This window comes from Blautia coccoides, assembly GCF_034355335.1.
Lineage (GTDB): Bacteria > Bacillota > Clostridia > Lachnospirales > Lachnospiraceae > Blautia > Blautia producta.
In genome coordinates this window covers 4087197-4103616 of record NZ_CP136422.1, presented here as the reverse complement: position 1 = coordinate 4103616, position 16420 = coordinate 4087197, and the positions used below count along the sequence as shown (strand labels likewise).

The window sequence follows — 16420 nt, the reverse complement described above, 5'->3', positions numbered from 1 at the left end:
GAAATGCTGTTAGAGCAGATAAAAAAAGAAAACGATATCAAGAAGATTCCACCTGAGAATTTCCCGCAGCTTGCACAGGAGATCAGGGAATTTCTGCTGGAACATTTAAGCAGAACAGGAGGACATCTGGCTTCCAATCTGGGGGCTGTGGAGCTGACAATGGCTCTGCACTATGTCTTTGATCTGCCGAAGGACAAGATCATCTGGGATGTGGGACACCAGTCCTATACCCATAAGATCCTGACCGGGCGGAAGGAAGGCTTTGATGAACTTAGAAAATTTGGCGGACTCAGCGGTTTTCCCAAGCGGTCGGAAAGCTCATGTGACGCTTACGATACAGGACACAGTTCCACATCCATTTCAGCAGGGGTGGGCTATGTCAGTGCCCGGGATTTAAAACATGAGGATTACCGGGTGGTGTCTGTGATCGGGGACGGCGCCCTGACAGGGGGTCTGGCTTATGAAGCCCTCAACAACGCGGCACAGTTAAAAAAGAATTTTATTATTGTCCTCAATGATAATGAAATGTCCATTTCTGAGAATGTGGGCGGCATCTCCCAGTACCTGAGCAACCTGCGCACTGCAGATTACTACACAGGACTGAAGACGGAGGTGAAACGTACTCTGAACAAGGTGCCGGGGATCGGGCCTGCCATGGTACAGAGGATACACAAGACAAAGGACAGTATCAAACAGCTCATCATTCCTGGCATGTTCTTTGAGGATATGGGAATCAAATACCTGGGACCCATCAGCGGCCATGACTGCGGCCGTATGATCCAGGTGTTCAATGAGGCCAGGAAAGTGGAAGGTCCTGTACTGGTCCACGTTCTGACAGAGAAAGGCAGAGGGTATGAACCTGCCATGCGCCATCCGGCCAGGTTCCACGGCACAGCGGCCTTTGATCTGGAACACGGTATTCCCCTGGCAAACAGCGGGAAGGCCAATTACACAGATATATTTTCTACGGTCATGAGAAAATTCGGCGACAGGGAGGAGCGTGTGGTAGCTGTCACAGCGGCCATGCCGGACGGCACAGGGCTGAAACGCTTCCGCAATATGTTCCCGGAGCGCTTTTTTGATGTGGGGATTGCAGAGGAACACGCTGTGACGTTTGCGGCAGGCCTTGCTCTTGGGGGAATGATCCCTGTGGTAGCGGTCTATTCCTCTTTTCTTCAAAGAGCAATGGACCAGGTCATCGAAGACGTATGTCTCCAGAATCTGCACGTGGTATTTGCTGTGGACCGGGCAGGCATTGTGGGAAGTGACGGGGAGACGCATCAGGGATGTTTTGACTTATCCTATCTCTCTATGATCCCCAATATGACAGTGATGGCTCCGAAAAATAAATGGGAGCTTTCCGATATGATGAAATTCGCAGTGCGCCACAATGGTCCCATTGCAGTCCGTTATCCCCGGGGAACAGCCTACGACGGTCTGGAGGAGTACAGGGAACCCATGGTGTACGGTAAAAGTGAGATGATCTTTCAGGGCCGGGACATTGCCCTGCTTCCCCTTGGCAGTATGGTCAGGACAGCAGAGGAAGTATACAGAATGCTGAAAGAGGATGGGAAGACACCCACCCTGGTAAATGCCAGATTTGTGAAGCCTCTTGATACCGGGATGTTGGACAGCCTGGCAGAGGAACACAAAGTGATCGTGACCATGGAGGAAAACGTAAGATCAGGAGGTTTCGGCAGCGCTGTGCTCTCCTATATGCATGAGAATCATCCCGGAGTGAAAGTGGAGATCGTGGCTGTTCCGGATGTGTTTATCTCCCACGGCAATCCGGAGGTACTGAAAAAAGAAGTGGGCATCGATGCTCTGTCTATATACAAGAAGATCAAGGAGGCATACGAAGGATGAAAGAGCGTCTGGATGTAATGCTGGTAAAACAGGGGCTTGCACCTTCCAGAGAGAAGGCAAAAGCCATTATTATGTCAGGAAATGTCTATGTGGATAACCAGAAAGAGGACAAGGCAGGCTCTATGTTTGCCGATACAGTGAAGATAGAAGTCAGGGGCAGTACGCTGAAATATGTGAGCAGAGGAGGCCTGAAGCTTGAAAAAGCCATGGACCGCTTCGGCGTCACGTTGGAAGGAAAAGTGTGCATGGATGTAGGCTCCTCCACAGGTGGGTTTACAGACTGCATGCTTCAAAACGGCGCTGTGAAAGTCTATGCTATTGATGTGGGGCACGGACAGCTTGACTGGAAACTGAGAAATGATGAGCGGGTGGTCTGCATGGAGCGGACCAATATCCGGTATGTAGTGCCTGAGGATTTGGAAGAGAGAGCCGGATTTTCGTCTATAGACGTATCCTTTATCTCACTGACAAAGGTGCTCCTGCCTGTCCGGGAGCTGCTCCTGGAAGGCGGCGAGATCGTCTGCCTGATCAAACCCCAGTTTGAGGCTGGAAGAGAAAAGGTGGGCAAAAAAGGCGTGGTCAGAAATCCGCAGGTGCACGAAGAGGTCATAGAAAAAGTGATGGAGTATGCGAAAAGTATTGGATTTGCTGCCCTGCACCTGGAGTTTTCACCGATCAAAGGCCCGGAAGGCAATATTGAGTACCTTTTGCACTTAAAGAAAAAAGATGGAGAAGAGCCAGCAGAAGATGCCGCTCTGGACGTTCATACAGTGGTAAGCGAGGCGCACAGAGAGCTGGACAAATAGACAAATGGAAAATTTTTTTATCATTGCCAACTGTGAAAAAGACGAAGGACTGAAAATTTCCAGAAAGGCGGAGGCATATCTCAAAAGCAAGGGAAAAATGTGCACCATCGGGGCAGAGAAATCCTGTGAGAGAGATGCCGACAATCATTATACAGATGCGTCTACCATTCCGGAAGGGGTGGAATGTGTTATTGTCCTGGGCGGGGACGGCACGCTTCTCCATGCGGCCAGGGATGTGGTGGACCGTCAGATCCCTCTTCTGGGCATTAATCTGGGAACCTTGGGTTATCTGGCGGAGATTGACCATTCCAGTATCGAGTCGGCCCTGAATCACCTCATGCTTGACGAGTATACCATCGAAAAGCGGATGATGTTAAGCGGAAGGGTCTATCATCAGGGAGAGCTTATGGCTGAGGATGTGGCACTCAATGATATTGTGATCGGAAGGGAAGGACCTCTTCGGGTGACACGTTTTCATAATTTTGTAAACGGGGAGTTCCTGAATTCCTATACAGCAGACGGGATCATTATTTCCACGGCAACGGGTTCCACGGGTTACAGCCTTTCCGCAGGAGGACCTATTGTATCACCGGAGACGAATATTCTGATCATGACACCGGTGGCACCCCATACCCTGAACACGAGAAGTGTGATCTTTCCGGCGGATGATGAGATCACCGTGGAGATCGGCGAGGGAAGGCAGAAAGGCATGGCGCGGGCGGTTGCCTCCTTTGACGGGGATACCAATGTGATCATGACAACAGGCGACAGGATCGTGATCAGGCGTTCCGTCAGGGATACCCAGATCGTGAAGATCAGCAATATCAGTTTTCTGGAAGTGCTGCGGCGGAAAATGAAAAATTGACAGCGGATTTACAGTTGCGGGCAAAAATCCATACAAGGAGGGAATCATGAAAATTGCCAGACATTCTAAAATCATAGATTTGATCAATCAGTATGACATCGAGACACAGGAAGAACTGGCTGCGAAACTGCAGGAGGCCGGCTTTGCGGTGACGCAGGCCACTGTTTCACGGGATATCCGGGAGCTGAAGCTGATGAAGATCGCCAGGCCGGACGGCGGCTCCAGATATACGGTCATGGGACAGAGGGACAGCCAGAACAGTGAAAAGTACATAAGGGTTCTCAAGGATGCCTTTCTATCCATGGAGATGGCGCAGAATATTCTGGTGATCAAAACGGTTTCCGGTATGGCAAATGCAGCAGGTGCGGCTCTTGACAATATGAATTACAGTGAAGTGGTGGGCTGTATTGCAGGAGATGATACCATTGCCTGCATCAACAGAAGTACAGACGATACGATCATTTTAATGGATAAAATAAAAAAAATCATCAATGCTTATGAAGAGAGTACAAGGTAGAGAGTATGCTGGTACATTTACATGTAAAAAATCTGGCGCTGATCGATGAAATAGAAGTGGATTTTGCGGAAGGCCTGAACATTCTCACAGGTGAGACAGGTGCAGGTAAATCCGTACTCATCGGCTCGGTCAATCTGGCACTGGGACAGAAAGCTTCCAGGGAAATGATACGGGAAGGCGCCGAATTTGCTTTTGTGGAGCTGGTTTTTGAAGTGAATGAAAAAACAGCGTCACATTTAAAGGCTATGGATATTTTTCCTGAGGATGGGCAGATTATAATCAGCAGGAAAATTACCGGGAGCAGAAGTATATGCAAGATCAATGGTGAAACCTGTACGGTATCCGCGGTAAAAGAAGCCGCGTCCTATCTGCTTGATATTCACGGTCAGCACGAACATCAATCCCTATTATATCCGGAAAAACAAATGGATATTCTGGATGCGTACGGCAGAGAGGATATTTTGTCCGGCAGGGAGATTGTGGGCAGGCTTTACAGGGAATATGCGGATCTGAAAAAAGAGTTGTCCACCTACCAGCTTGACCGGGAACAGCGGAAGCGGGAGATGGATTTTCTTGCATTTGAGATTGGTGAGATAGAGGATGCCCGGCTGACGGAAGGCGAGGATGAAACGCTGGAGACAGAATACCGCCGCCTGATCAACGGCAAAAAAATCACAGAGGCACTGAACGAGATATATGAGCAGACCGGATATGAAAGGGATGGAAGCGCGGACAGGATCGGAAGAGCTGTGCGCCGTCTGGCCCAGGTGACAGAGTTTGATGAGAACTTGTCCGGACTGTATGCGTCCCTGAATGATGTGGATGCACTTTTAAGCGATTTTAACAGGGAGTTGTCCTCCTATTTAAACGACTTTTCCTTTTCTCAGGAAGAATTTCTGCAGCTTGAGGAGAGGCTGAATCTTGTGAATCATCTCAAGGCAAAATACGGAAAAACTATTTCTGAGATCTTTTCTTATAAAGAAGAGAAGGAGAAGGAGCTGGAACGTCTCCGGAATTTTGAGCTTTACAGGGAACGTCTAAAAAAAGAGCTGTCTGAAAAAGCAGAAGAGCTTACGCAGAAGAGCAATGACTTAACAAAGGCCAGGAAAACCTGGGCGGAAAAGCTGGAATGCGAGATCACCCAGGCACTGAAGGATCTGAACTTCCTTGAAGTGGAATTCAGGATAGACTTTATAAGACGTGAGTCCTTCGGAGAAAATGGTGTAGACCGTATCTGCTTTATGATCTCCACCAATCCCGGTGAGCCGGTAAAAGATCTGACAAAAGTGGTGTCAGGCGGTGAGCTTTCCAGGATCATGCTTGCCATTAAGACCATATTGGCTGACAGGGACGAGAAGGAAACCCTGATCTTCGATGAAATTGACACGGGGATCAGCGGCAGAACTGCTTGGAAAGTGTCAGAAAAGATGGCGGTCATCGGAAGACAGCATCAGGTGCTGTGCATCACCCATCTGCCCCAGATCGCGGCCCAGGCGGATTTCCATTTCCTTATTGAAAAAAAAGTGGAAAACCAGGGGACACGGACCATCATTAAAAAGCTGGGAGAACAGGATTCTGTGAGGGAACTTGCAAGGATGCTGGGCGGTGACAGGATAACAGATGCCGTATTATCCAATGCTTCTGAAATGAAAGATTTGGCACGTCAACAAAAAAATACAAGATTGAAATAGATGAATCATCACATACTAAAAAGGGTACACAAGAGTGTATCCTTTTTTCTTTTAAAAAAAATTATGAAAGGATGTGATTTTTTGTCGAAAAAGCGTAATTATCGGCGCCTTCTTTTCGTATTCTTAATAGCAGATATTATTGCAGCCGGCACAATGGGATATAAGGAGGTTAAAAACTCCATACCGGATACACTGTATGTCCGCTCAGGAAATGAGGATGGTATCAGCAAAATGCTGGATAATCCCCTGGTCACTTACCCGGAGACCCTGAACGTGGCAGACAGCGGCACCTACCGGATACCATGCAGCCTGCTGGGAGTAGTTCCGCTGAAGGATGTGAAAGTTGAGACTGTAGAGGACAAATGGGTATCTGTGTGCGGCATGCCCATAGGCCTTTATATGGACACAGAAGGAGTTTTGATCGTTGATACAGGGGAAATCATAGGAAGCGATGGAATTCCCTGTGAGCCGGCCGCTAACATTGCCAAATCAGGGGATTACATCCTGCAGGTTGACGGGGAAGCTGTGACTTCCAAAAAAGATCTGATCTCCAGGATCCACGACTGTGACGGAAAGCCTGTCACCCTTCTTGTAAAACGCGGGGAAGAGGAAGTGCCTATCTCCATTGATCCCGTTTTAGGTGAAGACCAGAAATATAAGTTGGGAATCTGGGTCAGGGACAACACCCAGGGTATCGGTACGCTGACCTATGTGGAGGAGGACGGAAGCTATGGGGCACTGGGTCATGGGATCAGTGACACAGACACAGGGGAACTTCTGGATATCTCCGGCGGAGAATTGTATCAGGCACAGATCGTATCCGTACTAAAAGGCACAAAAGGCAATCCGGGGGAACTTTCAGGCTATATTGATTACGATGACAGCAAAAAGATAGGGACAATTGATGTCAACACAGAAAAAGGAATCTTCGGTTCCGTCAATGATGGATGCATGTATAAGCTCCCCCTGACCTCCATGGAAGTGGGCTACAAACAGGAGGTAGAGACCGGGGAGGCCCAGATCCTGGCGGATTTGGAAGGTGAAGTGAAAGCCTATCAAGTAAATATCACAGATATTTACAGAGACCAGGCGGATACAAACAAAGCTTTTGCCATACAGGTGACCGATCCCGAGCTTCTTGCGGCAACCGGAGGAATTGTTCAGGGTATGAGCGGAAGCCCGATTGTACAGAACGGAAAATTGATTGGCGCCGTGACACATGTTTTTGTACAGGATTCTACCAAAGGTTACGGCATTTTTATTGAAAAGATGCTGGAAGATTAGGCAAAAAAATATCTGCAAAATCAGGTTAGATGTCGAATAAATGATGAATGTGACAGAATACGGTGAAAGTTGTAAGATGATTTAGCTTGATTATGAAAACAACTGATAATATAATACAAGTAGTCTTCAGAAATGACGATTCAACAGGGCGCCCGTCATTTACTGAAGAAAAAGAGCAACATGACATGGAGGACGAGTTATGGAAAAGTTAAATGTCGCTATAGCAGATGATAATGAGAAAATGTTGGATTTACTGGGGAATCTCATCAATGAAGATAAAGAGCTGGAATTGGTAGGTCATGCCAACAATGGCGCCGATATATACGATATAATCAGAGAAAAAGAACCGGACGTTGTACTTTTAGATATCATAATGCCGAAAGTGGACGGATTAAGCGTGATGGAGCGTGTCGGAAGGGACGGCAACTTGAAAAAACATCCCGCTTTTATCGTGGTATCCGCTGTCGGACAGGAACAGATTACAGAAGACGCCTTTAATCTGGGTGCGAATTACTATATTATGAAACCGTTTGACAATAAGATGCTTCTGTCCCGCATCAAGCATATCAAGCAGTCCAGGGACACGAGAGTGAAGGAACTGCGCAAAGTGAATGCCTATGAGGATAAAAGTACCTATTTTGAGAGAAATCTGGAAGCAGATGTGACCAACATCATCCATGAGATCGGCGTGCCGGCACATATCAAAGGATATCAGTATCTGAGAGATGCCATCATCCTTTCTGTGAATGACATGGAAATGCTGAATTCCATTACGAAAATCTTATATCCGACCATAGCGAAAAAGCATCAGACCACACCCAGCCGCGTAGAGCGGGCAATTCGTCACGCCATTGAGGTGGCCTGGAGCAGAGGAAAGATGGATACCATTGATGAGCTGTTTGGCTATACTGTGAGCACAGGAAAAGGCAAACCCACCAATTCGGAATTTATTGCTTTGATCGCAGATAAAATCAGATTAGAATACAAGAAATAAAAAGAAGGGCCGAAAAAAGCACTTTTCATTGCACTGAAAATAGGGTATAATCATTATAATAGGCAGGTTGAGATACTGTCTAAAAAATGCAGGCATGGCAGACTTGGGAGGTTTGTGAGGAGGTGCCTGACTGAAGGAGGGTATTTCAGTGAAGAAGATATTGTTTGTGGCTTCAGAGGCCGTACCGTTTATTAAAACAGGAGGGCTGGCAGACGTTGTCGGCGCGCTGCCCAAGTGCTTTGATAAAAATTTATTTGATGTGCGGGTGATTATCCCCAAATACATGTGCATGAAGGAAGAGTTTAAGAACCAGCTTCAGTATGTTACACATTTTTATATGGACATAGGCTACCGCAGAGAATACGTGGGTATTATGCAGATGGAATATGACGGTATTAAGTTCTATTTCATTGACAACGAATACTATTTTGCAGGATACCAGCCTTATGGTGATATCCGTTTCGACATTGAGAAGTTTGCATTTTTCTCAAAAGCCGCATTATCCATCCTGCCGGTAATTGATTTCAGGCCTGATGTGATCCACTGCCACGACTGGCAGACAGGACTGGTACCGGTTTATTTAAAGGACAGGTTCCAGGAAGGTGCCTTTTATCAGGGAATTAAGACAATCATGACCATACATAACCTGAAATTCCAGGGTACCTGGGATATTAAGACGATCCGAGAGCTGACCGGACTTCCGGCATATTATTTTACCCCTGACAAGCTGGAGGCGTTTAAGGACGGCAACCTCTTAAAAGGCGGACTGGTGTATGCTGATGCCATAACAACTGTGAGTAATACCTATGCAGAAGAGATCAAGACAGAATTTTACGGAGAAAAACTGGACGGACTGCTTCGCGCCCGCGCCCATGACCTGCGCGGTATCGTAAATGGAATCGACTATGATGAATATAACCCCGAAACTGACCGTATGATAGCGAAGAACTACAATGCGAAGACATTCCGCAAAGAAAAAATAAAGAACAAGACAGCTCTGCAAAGCGAACTGGGACTGAACCAGGATCCAAAGGCTATGATGATCGGTATTGTGTCACGTCTGACAGACCAAAAGGGTCTGGATCTGATCGCTTATGTAATGGATGAGCTGTGCCAGGATGCAATCCAGCTTGTAGTGCTGGGCACTGGTGAAGAACGATACGAGAATATGTTCCGCCATTTCGCATGGAAATATCAAGGCAAGGTGTCCGCCAATATTTTCTATGACAATGCGTTATCTCACCGAATCTATGCATCATGTGATGCGTTCCTGATGCCATCTCTGTTCGAGCCATGCGGCCTGAGCCAGTTGATGAGCCTTCGTTACGGAACGATTCCCATCGTGCGTGAGACCGGCGGTTTGAAAGACACTGTAGAACCATACAATGAATTTGAAAGTACAGGAACAGGCTTCAGCTTTACGAATTACAATGCCCATGAGATGCTGAGTACAATTCGCTATGCAGAGTCTGTATACTACGATAGGAAGCGCGAGTGGAATAAACTGATCGACCGCGCAATGGCTAAGGATTTTTCCTGGTCCAATTCTGCGAACCAGTATGAGGAAATGTACAACTGGCTGATTGGATAGTGACAGAGAGTGATCCTGACATGTAAGTGTGAGTGAACCGGATGCGGCAGAGGCTGCGTCCGGTTTTCTGATAATATAGACCAGAAAATGCAGAAAGTAGGGATATAAATGAAAGTTCTTTTAACGGAAGATGACGACAAACTGCGCACAGAACTGGCACGGTTCTTTCAAATGCACGGTTATGAGACAAGGGAGATCACAGATTACAAAAATGCAGTGGAAAAAATCTGCTGTGCGGGAGGTGATATTCTGCTTCTGGACCTCTCTCTGCCGGATGCAGACGGAAAATATATCTGCAGGGAGCTGAGAAAGCGTTCTGATCTGCCGGTGCTCATCATTACCAGTCAGGATACGGAGATGAATGAGCTTTTGTGCCTCAATTACGGAGCGGATGATTTTATAGCAAAACCTTTTAATCCTCAGATCCTGCTGGCCCATGTGGAGGCGGTGCTGAAGAGAAGTCATGCAGGCTCTCAAGATACAGATGAGATCTCCTGCGGTGATTTTATTCTGGATATTTCCCGGGGTGTGGCGAAAGCGGGAGAGCAGGAGACAGATCTGACGAAAAATGAGAGCAGAATCCTGTATTGTCTTGCAAAAAACAGGGGAAAGATCGTGTCCAGGGATGTGATGATCAATGACTTGTGGGACAGTGAATTGTTTGTTGATGACAATACCCTGACCGTGAATATCACAAGGCTTCGGGCAAAATTAGAATCTATTGGGCAGAAGGGTGTGATCCACACTAAGAGAGGACAGGGGTATCTGCTGGAATGAGTCTGAGATTATATATAAGAGAACGCTGGCTGCAGTTTATCCTGCTGCTGGCAGTCCTGATCGTGGTGATCTCCTTTGGGGTACTTGTCATGATCCCCGGCTTTTATCTGCTTTTGGTGGGAATCTCTTTTGTGGGGATCTGGTTTGTTGTATGGTGTACCGATTATTTGAGAAAACGCCGCTTTTACAAAACAGTGGAGAGTCATCTGTCTCATCTTGATCAGAAGTACCTTCTTCCGGAACTGCTTGAGTGTCCCGGTTTTCTGGAGGGTAAATTCCTGTATGATACGGTACAGGAAATGATGGAATCTATGAACTGGCGCGTGGGAGAATATAAGCGCAAGAGTGACGAGTACAAGGAATACATTGAGCTGTGGGTCCATGAAGTGAAGCTGCCAATTGCCACGGGAAAGATGATCCTGGAAAATAACAAAGACAGCTATAGCGAAAGCCTTGCGGAGGAGCTTGACAAAATAGACAACTTCACGGAACAGGCTCTTTTTTATGCCAGGAGCAATTACGTTGAAAAAGATTATATTTTGAAAAAGCTGAATCTGGAGGAAGTGGTCCGGGAGGTCATCCGCAAAAACAAAAAAGCGCTCATAAGCGGCAGATTTTCCATTGATCTTCATGATCTGGATGTATCGGTATACTCTGACAGCAAGTGGCTGGCTTTTATTTTAAATCAGATACTGGCAAATAGTATCAAATACCGGAAAGAGGACAGTGCGGGGATCGAGTGGTACGCAGTCAAAGAAAAGGAAAAGGTTATCCTCTGTCTGAAAGACAGAGGGATCGGTATACCAGTTATGGATGCAGGCCGCGTTTTTGAAAAAGGTTTTACAGGTTCCAATGGCCGCTCTGGCAAAAAATCCACCGGCATAGGTCTCTATCTGAGTAAAAAGCTCTGTGAAAAAATGGGACACAAAATCTGCCTGACCTCCAAGGAAGGGGAGGGCTGTGAAGTGCTCATCACATTTCCAAAGGGAAGTATGACCGGATTTCTGGAATAACTATTTTGACAATGTGACTCCGTTACGGAAATTTTATCTGAAACTGTGTATGATAAGCGCAATGAGAAGCAGCTATTCAACATCATAAAAAGGAGTGTTTCAGATATGTCAAAAAAGACAGTGATCATCGGAGGCGTTGCAGGAGGCGCCACAGCAGCGGCCAGACTGCGCAGAAGAGACGAGAAGATGGAAATCGTAGTTCTGGAAAAAGGAGACTATATTTCCTTTGCCAACTGCGGGCTTCCTTACTATATCGGGGATGTGATCAAGAGCAGGGATGCTCTTCTTCTTCAGACACCGGAGGCCATGAAGAAAAAGTTTAATATTGAGGTCCGCACAAGAGCAGAGGCTGTTGCCGTTCACCCAAAAGAGCACAAAGTCTCGGTCTGTGATCTGTCCACAGGTGCAAAATATGAGGAGTCCTATGACAATCTTATCCTTGCAACTGGATCTTCGCCTATAAAACCCCCTATCCCCGGAATTGACGGCCAGGGCATTTTCACCCTTTGGAACATTCCGGACACAGATAAGATAAAGAATTACATGGAGCAGCATCGTCCGGGCCGTGCGGCTGTCATCGGCGGAGGATTTATCGGTCTGGAGATGGCAGAAAACCTGCATGGAGCAGGTTTGGACGTGACCATCATCGAGATGCAGAATCAGGTCATGGCGCCTCTTGACTATGAGATGGCACAGATCCTCCATGAAAATATCCGCATGAATAACACCGAATTGATCCTAGAGGATGGTGTGGACCATTTTGAGACACAAAACGGCAGCACAAGAATCCATTTAAAAAGCGGCAGAACTGTGGAGGCTGAGATGGTGCTCCTCTCTATTGGTGTAAAACCAAACAGTTCACTGGCAAAAGCAGCAGGCCTGTCCCTGAATGCCCGGGGAGGCGTTCAGGTGGATGAATATTTAAGAACCTCTGAGCCGGACATCTACGCAGTAGGTGATGTTATTGAAGTAAACCATCTGGTGACCGGTGAGAAGACCATGATCCCCCTTGCAGGCCCTGCCAACAAGCAGGCCAGGATCTGCGCGGACAACATCACCGGAAGCCAAAAGACATACCAAGGCTCTATGGGAACCTCTGTTGCCCAGGTCTTTGATCTGACTGCAGCCGCAGTGGGACTGAATGAAAAAGCCCTTCTGGCATCCGGAAGAAAAAAGGGAACTGACTACGAGACTGTTGTGATCAACCAGAAATCCCACGCGGGCTATTATCCCCAGGCCACTCCCATCACCCTGAAGCTTCTCTTTGAAAAAGAAGGGAAGATTCTGGGTGCCCAGGCTGTAGGCCAGGATAAAGTGGATAAGAGGATTGATACTATAGCCACTGTCATGAGCATGGGCGGAACCACAGAAAATCTTGCAAAACTGGAGCTGGCTTACGCTCCGCCGTTTTCCTCCGCCAAAGATCCTGTCAATATGCTTGGCTTTGTGGCGGAGAACATCCTGAACAAAATGGTGTCCTTTGTTACCCCCGCAGAACTGGATTTGCTTTTGGGCACAGAGGAGGGCAGAATAATCGTTTTGGATGTCACGGAGGATGCAGAGCGCATGGTATTTTCCATCCCCGGATCGGTGCACATTCCTCTGGGAATGCTAAGGGACCGCCTGGGTAAACTGAACCCGGATAAAAAGATCATCACCTACTGTTCCATTGGCGTGCGTTCCTATAACGCGGCCCGCATCCTTGCGCAAAACGGCTTTCGGAATGTAAGCGTCCTGGCAGGCGGTACGTCCTTCTACAAAACGTATCATCATACCGTTTCCGGTCAGATGCCCCCGGCTTTTTCCAAGACAAAAGAAAAAAGCCCTGCGCCTGAAAAGAAAGCAGATAAGACACCTCAGAAAATCCAGATTCTGGACTGCAGCGGTCTTCAGTGTCCCGGCCCCATCATGAAGGTGAATGAAACCCTGAAACAGATGCAGGAGGGAGCCAGACTTCAGGTGTCCGCCACAGATATGGGCTTCGCCCGGGATATTGATGCATGGTGTCAGAGAACCGGCAACACGCTCCTGTCCACAGAGCGTCAGGGAAAAGAAAATATTGTAACCATACAAAAAGGCTCTGTTGCTGCAGACAGTGATTTTTCTGAGTCCTCCCCTTCAGTAAGTGCTGCCTCCTGTTTTTCCGCAGGTCAGGGGAATCAGGGCAAAACAATTATCGTATTTGACGGAGATTTAGACAAGGTCCTGGCTTCCTTCATCATAGCCAACGGTGCAGCAGCCATGGGCCGTCCGGTTACCATGTTCTTTACCTTCTGGGGTCTGAATGCCCTCAGAAAGCCCCGGAAAGTCAGGGTCAAAAAGCCTTTTGTGGAAAAAATGTTCGGCTTCATGATGCCCCGGGGTACCACAAAGCTGAAGCTCTCTAAAATGAATATGCTGGGCATGGGCACGAAAATGATGAAAAAAGTCATGAAATCCAAAAATGTCTCCTCTCTGGAAGAGCTTATCGAGCAGGCGCTTGCAAATGGAGTAAAGCTGGTAGCCTGCACCATGTCCATGGACGTAATGGGCATCACTCCTGAGGAACTCATAGACGGAGTGGAGCTGGCCGGGGTAGCTTCCTACCTGGGGGATGCTGAACAATCCAATGTAAACCTGTTTGTCTGATCCTTTTATCATACGAAATAAAGATGGGGCTGTAAAATAAGTCCTTAATTAAAAATCGCCAGTTCCAGCCAATTGCTGGTTCCGGCGATTTTTTGGTTTTATATCTATTATTTGAAGTAGACTGCAAAATCCGCAGTCTGGCGCGTAGCTGCTGTATTGGGACTGTCCTGCATTTGCAGGGCAGGTGCAGTTATCTTAAAGGAACAGAGGTGTAAATACCACTGCAACAATGGTCATCAGCTTGATCAGAATATTGATGGAAGGCCCTGAAGTGTCCTTAAAGGGATCGCCCACCGTATCTCCCACAACCGCTGCTTTATGGGCATCACTGCCCTTACCGCCGTGTGCACCTTCCTCAATGAACTTCTTTGCGTTATCCCAGGCGCCCCCTGAATTTGCCATGAAAACAGCCATCAGTACACCTGTGACCAGTGCGCCTGCCAATAACCCGCCAAGCGCTGCCGGTCCAAGGACCAGCCCTACCAAAAGTGGTGCCGCCACGGCCATAATGCCGGGAACCATCATTTCTCTCAGAGCTGCCTGTGTAGAAATCTGTACGCAGGAAGAATAATCAGGCTTTCCTGTCCCTTCCATAATACCGGGAATGGTCTTGAACTGCCTCCTGACTTCCTCGATCATTTTGTTTGCGGCTTTGGAGACAGAATCCATAGTCAGTGCCGAGAACAAAAACGGCAGCATACCCCCGATAAACAATCCCACAATAACCTGTGGATTCAGTATATCTATGGTATCCAGATCTACCGCTTCCGCGTAAGAGACAAACAGGGCCAGAGCCGTCAAAGCCGCAGAGCCGATGGCAAATCCCTTGCCCATGGCAGCCGTGGTATTGCCCACAGAATCCAGTTTATCTGTAATATTCCGCACGGATTCATCCAGCCCGGCCATCTCCGCGATCCCCCCTGCATTATCTGCAATAGGTCCGTAAGCGTCAATGGCGATCGTAATGCCGGCTGTGGAAAGCATGCCTACAGCCGATAGCGCAATGCCGTACAGTCCGCTGAAATGATACGCTGCCAGGATGCCAACCGCAATAAAAAGGATTGGAAGCATGGTAGAGCGCATTCCCACAGACAGTCCGCTGATAATGGTAGTAGCCGCTCCTGTCCCGGACTGGTCTGCAATCTTCTGGACAGGCTTGTAATCCCCTGAGGTATAATATTCTGTTGTAATACCGATCAGTAGTCCGACGATCAGGCCGCTGATAATAGCGATGGCTGCCTTAAAATCACCAAAGAATACATGGCTCAGCACAAGCGAGAGTACCAATACAACTATACTGGAACCATAGGTTCCTATTTTTAGTGCTTTTCCGGGGTCATTGCTGCTGCTGGCTTTTACCAAAAATGTGCCTGCCATGGAGGCCAGGATCCCCACACCAGCCAGTACCAGTGGAAATACCGCGCCGGAGCCTTTGAAATAAATAAGGCCGAGGGTGATGGCAGATACCAGAGAACCTACATAAGATTCAAACAGATCGGCTCCCATACCTGCCACATCGCCCACATTGTCACCTACGTTATCGGCAATAACAGCCGGATTTCTGGGGTCATCCTCAGGGATCCCGGCCTCTACTTTTCCTACAAGGTCAGCTCCCACATCGGCGGCTTTTGTATAGATACCGCCACCCACACGGGCAAAAAGTGCGATGGAAGAAGCGCCCAGACCAAAGCCGGAGATAATACCTGCGTCCTTTGTCACGAGATATACCAGGCTGATACCCAGAAGCCCAAGGCCGGTCACACACATTCCCATAACAGAGCCGCCTGAAAAAGCGATGGAGAGTGCCTGTTTCATGCCGGAATCCTTTGCTGCACCGGCTGTGCGCACATTGGCCTTTGTGGCTACCTGCATGCCGCAGTAACCCGATACGGAGGAGAAAAGTGCCCCCATAAGAAAAGCGGCTGCTGTCATCCAGCTTTTCAGTGCGATTCCCAGGATCAGGAAAAACACCACAACAAAAATGACCAGTATCCGGTACTCAGCCATCAAAAAAGCCTGTGCTCCCTCGTGAATATAGGAAGCGATCTCCTTCATCCTGTCATTCCCGGCCTGCTGTTTTTTTATGGTGCAGGTCAGAAAGAAGGCGAAGAGAAGTCCCAGTATCCCTATGACAGGGACAAGATAAAGCAGTTGTTCCATAATATAATTCCCTTCCTTTCCCTGTGCGGACATTTGACTGTGCAGGGGGGCGGAGGAGTTTCACCCGGCGCGGACGTGTGTCCTGTCACAAATAAGTTTTTATGATTCCATTATATAACAAATATGTCTAAAATACATAAAAAAACTTAAAAAAACATAGTATTTTTCAGTAAAACGCTTATTTTGTGAAATGTATCATGGAAAACCTTACAAATATGCAAGATAAAT

Annotated in this window: 12 protein-coding genes; 11 read left to right on the top strand and 1 reads right to left on the bottom strand. The window is 47.6% G+C overall.

Annotated features, from left to right (window positions below; genetic code table 11):
* Positions 1–3: 3 nt before the first annotated feature.
* The 11 genes from dxs (at position 4) to BLCOC_RS18395 (ending at position 14032) form a co-directional block, all read left to right on the top strand.
* On the top strand, positions 4–1866 hold the full coding sequence (gene dxs / locus BLCOC_RS18445) for a 1-deoxy-D-xylulose-5-phosphate synthase (RefSeq protein ID WP_115623003.1): 1863 nt from the start codon (positions 4–6) through the stop codon (positions 1864–1866).
* Positions 1863–2672 (top strand): TlyA family RNA methyltransferase, encoded by an 810-nt coding sequence (locus tag BLCOC_RS18440; RefSeq protein WP_115623002.1) that lies wholly within the window; start codon positions 1863–1865, stop codon positions 2670–2672. Before dxs ends, BLCOC_RS18440 begins: the two co-directional genes overlap by 4 nt.
* A 4-nt stretch (positions 2673–2676) precedes the next feature.
* Positions 2677–3537, top strand: coding sequence for an NAD(+)/NADH kinase (locus BLCOC_RS18435; RefSeq protein ID WP_018596508.1), 861 nt, complete (start codon positions 2677–2679; stop codon positions 3535–3537).
* Between the two features lie 46 nt (positions 3538–3583).
* Positions 3584–4054 carry an arginine repressor gene (gene argR, locus BLCOC_RS18430; protein ID WP_018596507.1) on the top strand — a complete coding sequence of 157 codons (471 nt, stop codon included), beginning with the start codon at positions 3584–3586 and terminating at the stop codon, positions 4052–4054.
* Between the two features lie 5 nt (positions 4055–4059).
* Positions 4060–5745 (top strand): DNA repair protein RecN, encoded by a 1686-nt coding sequence (gene recN / locus BLCOC_RS18425; RefSeq protein WP_115623001.1) that lies wholly within the window; start codon positions 4060–4062, stop codon positions 5743–5745.
* A gap of 81 nt (positions 5746–5826) precedes the next feature.
* A complete protein-coding gene (gene spoIVB, locus BLCOC_RS18420) occupies positions 5827–7029 on the top strand; it encodes a SpoIVB peptidase (RefSeq protein ID WP_226828079.1) in 1203 nt (400 codons plus the stop codon).
* Between the two features lie 199 nt (positions 7030–7228).
* Entirely contained in the window at positions 7229–8023 is a 795-nt protein-coding gene (gene spo0A, locus BLCOC_RS18415) for a sporulation transcription factor Spo0A (RefSeq protein WP_115622999.1), read from the top strand.
* 148 nt (positions 8024–8171) lie between these two features.
* The gene (glgA, locus tag BLCOC_RS18410; protein WP_018596503.1) at positions 8172–9614 is read left to right on the top strand and encodes a glycogen synthase GlgA; all 1443 of its coding nucleotides are present in this window, start codon (positions 8172–8174) and stop codon (positions 9612–9614) included.
* Positions 9615–9722: 108 nt separating this feature from the next.
* Positions 9723–10391 (top strand): response regulator transcription factor, encoded by a 669-nt coding sequence (locus BLCOC_RS18405; RefSeq protein ID WP_115622998.1) that lies wholly within the window; start codon positions 9723–9725, stop codon positions 10389–10391.
* Positions 10388–11404 carry a sensor histidine kinase gene (locus BLCOC_RS18400; protein ID WP_029468507.1) on the top strand — a complete coding sequence of 339 codons (1017 nt, stop codon included), beginning with the start codon at positions 10388–10390 and terminating at the stop codon, positions 11402–11404. Before BLCOC_RS18405 ends, BLCOC_RS18400 begins: the two co-directional genes overlap by 4 nt.
* Before the next feature lie 105 nt (positions 11405–11509).
* Positions 11510–14032, top strand: a complete 2523-nt coding sequence (locus BLCOC_RS18395; RefSeq protein WP_115622997.1) for a DsrE/DsrF/DrsH-like family protein — start codon at positions 11510–11512, stop codon at positions 14030–14032.
* Between the two features lie 195 nt (positions 14033–14227).
* Here BLCOC_RS18395 and BLCOC_RS18390 read toward each other — a convergent pair whose 3' ends face one another.
* Positions 14228–16192 (bottom strand): sodium-translocating pyrophosphatase, encoded by a 1965-nt coding sequence (locus tag BLCOC_RS18390; RefSeq protein WP_115625441.1) that lies wholly within the window; start codon positions 16190–16192, stop codon positions 14228–14230.
* Positions 16193–16420: the final 228 nt, after the last annotated feature.

Coding starts and splice junctions, on each gene's coding strand:
- dxs (WP_115623003.1), top strand. CDS start 4: ATGCTGTTAGAGCAGATAAAAAAAGAAAACGATATCAAGAAGATTCCA.
- BLCOC_RS18440 (WP_115623002.1), top strand. CDS start 1,863: ATGAAAGAGCGTCTGGATGTAATGCTGGTAAAACAGGGGCTTGCACCT.
- BLCOC_RS18435 (WP_018596508.1), top strand. CDS start 2,677: ATGGAAAATTTTTTTATCATTGCCAACTGTGAAAAAGACGAAGGACTG.
- argR (WP_018596507.1), top strand. CDS start 3,584: ATGAAAATTGCCAGACATTCTAAAATCATAGATTTGATCAATCAGTAT.
- recN (WP_115623001.1), top strand. CDS start 4,060: ATGCTGGTACATTTACATGTAAAAAATCTGGCGCTGATCGATGAAATA.
- spo0A (WP_115622999.1), top strand. CDS start 7,229: ATGGAAAAGTTAAATGTCGCTATAGCAGATGATAATGAGAAAATGTTG.
- BLCOC_RS18405 (WP_115622998.1), top strand. CDS start 9,723: ATGAAAGTTCTTTTAACGGAAGATGACGACAAACTGCGCACAGAACTG.
- BLCOC_RS18400 (WP_029468507.1), top strand. CDS start 10,388: ATGAGTCTGAGATTATATATAAGAGAACGCTGGCTGCAGTTTATCCTG.
- BLCOC_RS18395 (WP_115622997.1), top strand. CDS start 11,510: ATGTCAAAAAAGACAGTGATCATCGGAGGCGTTGCAGGAGGCGCCACA.
- BLCOC_RS18390 (WP_115625441.1), bottom strand. CDS start 16,192: ATGGAACAACTGCTTTATCTTGTCCCTGTCATAGGGATACTGGGACTT.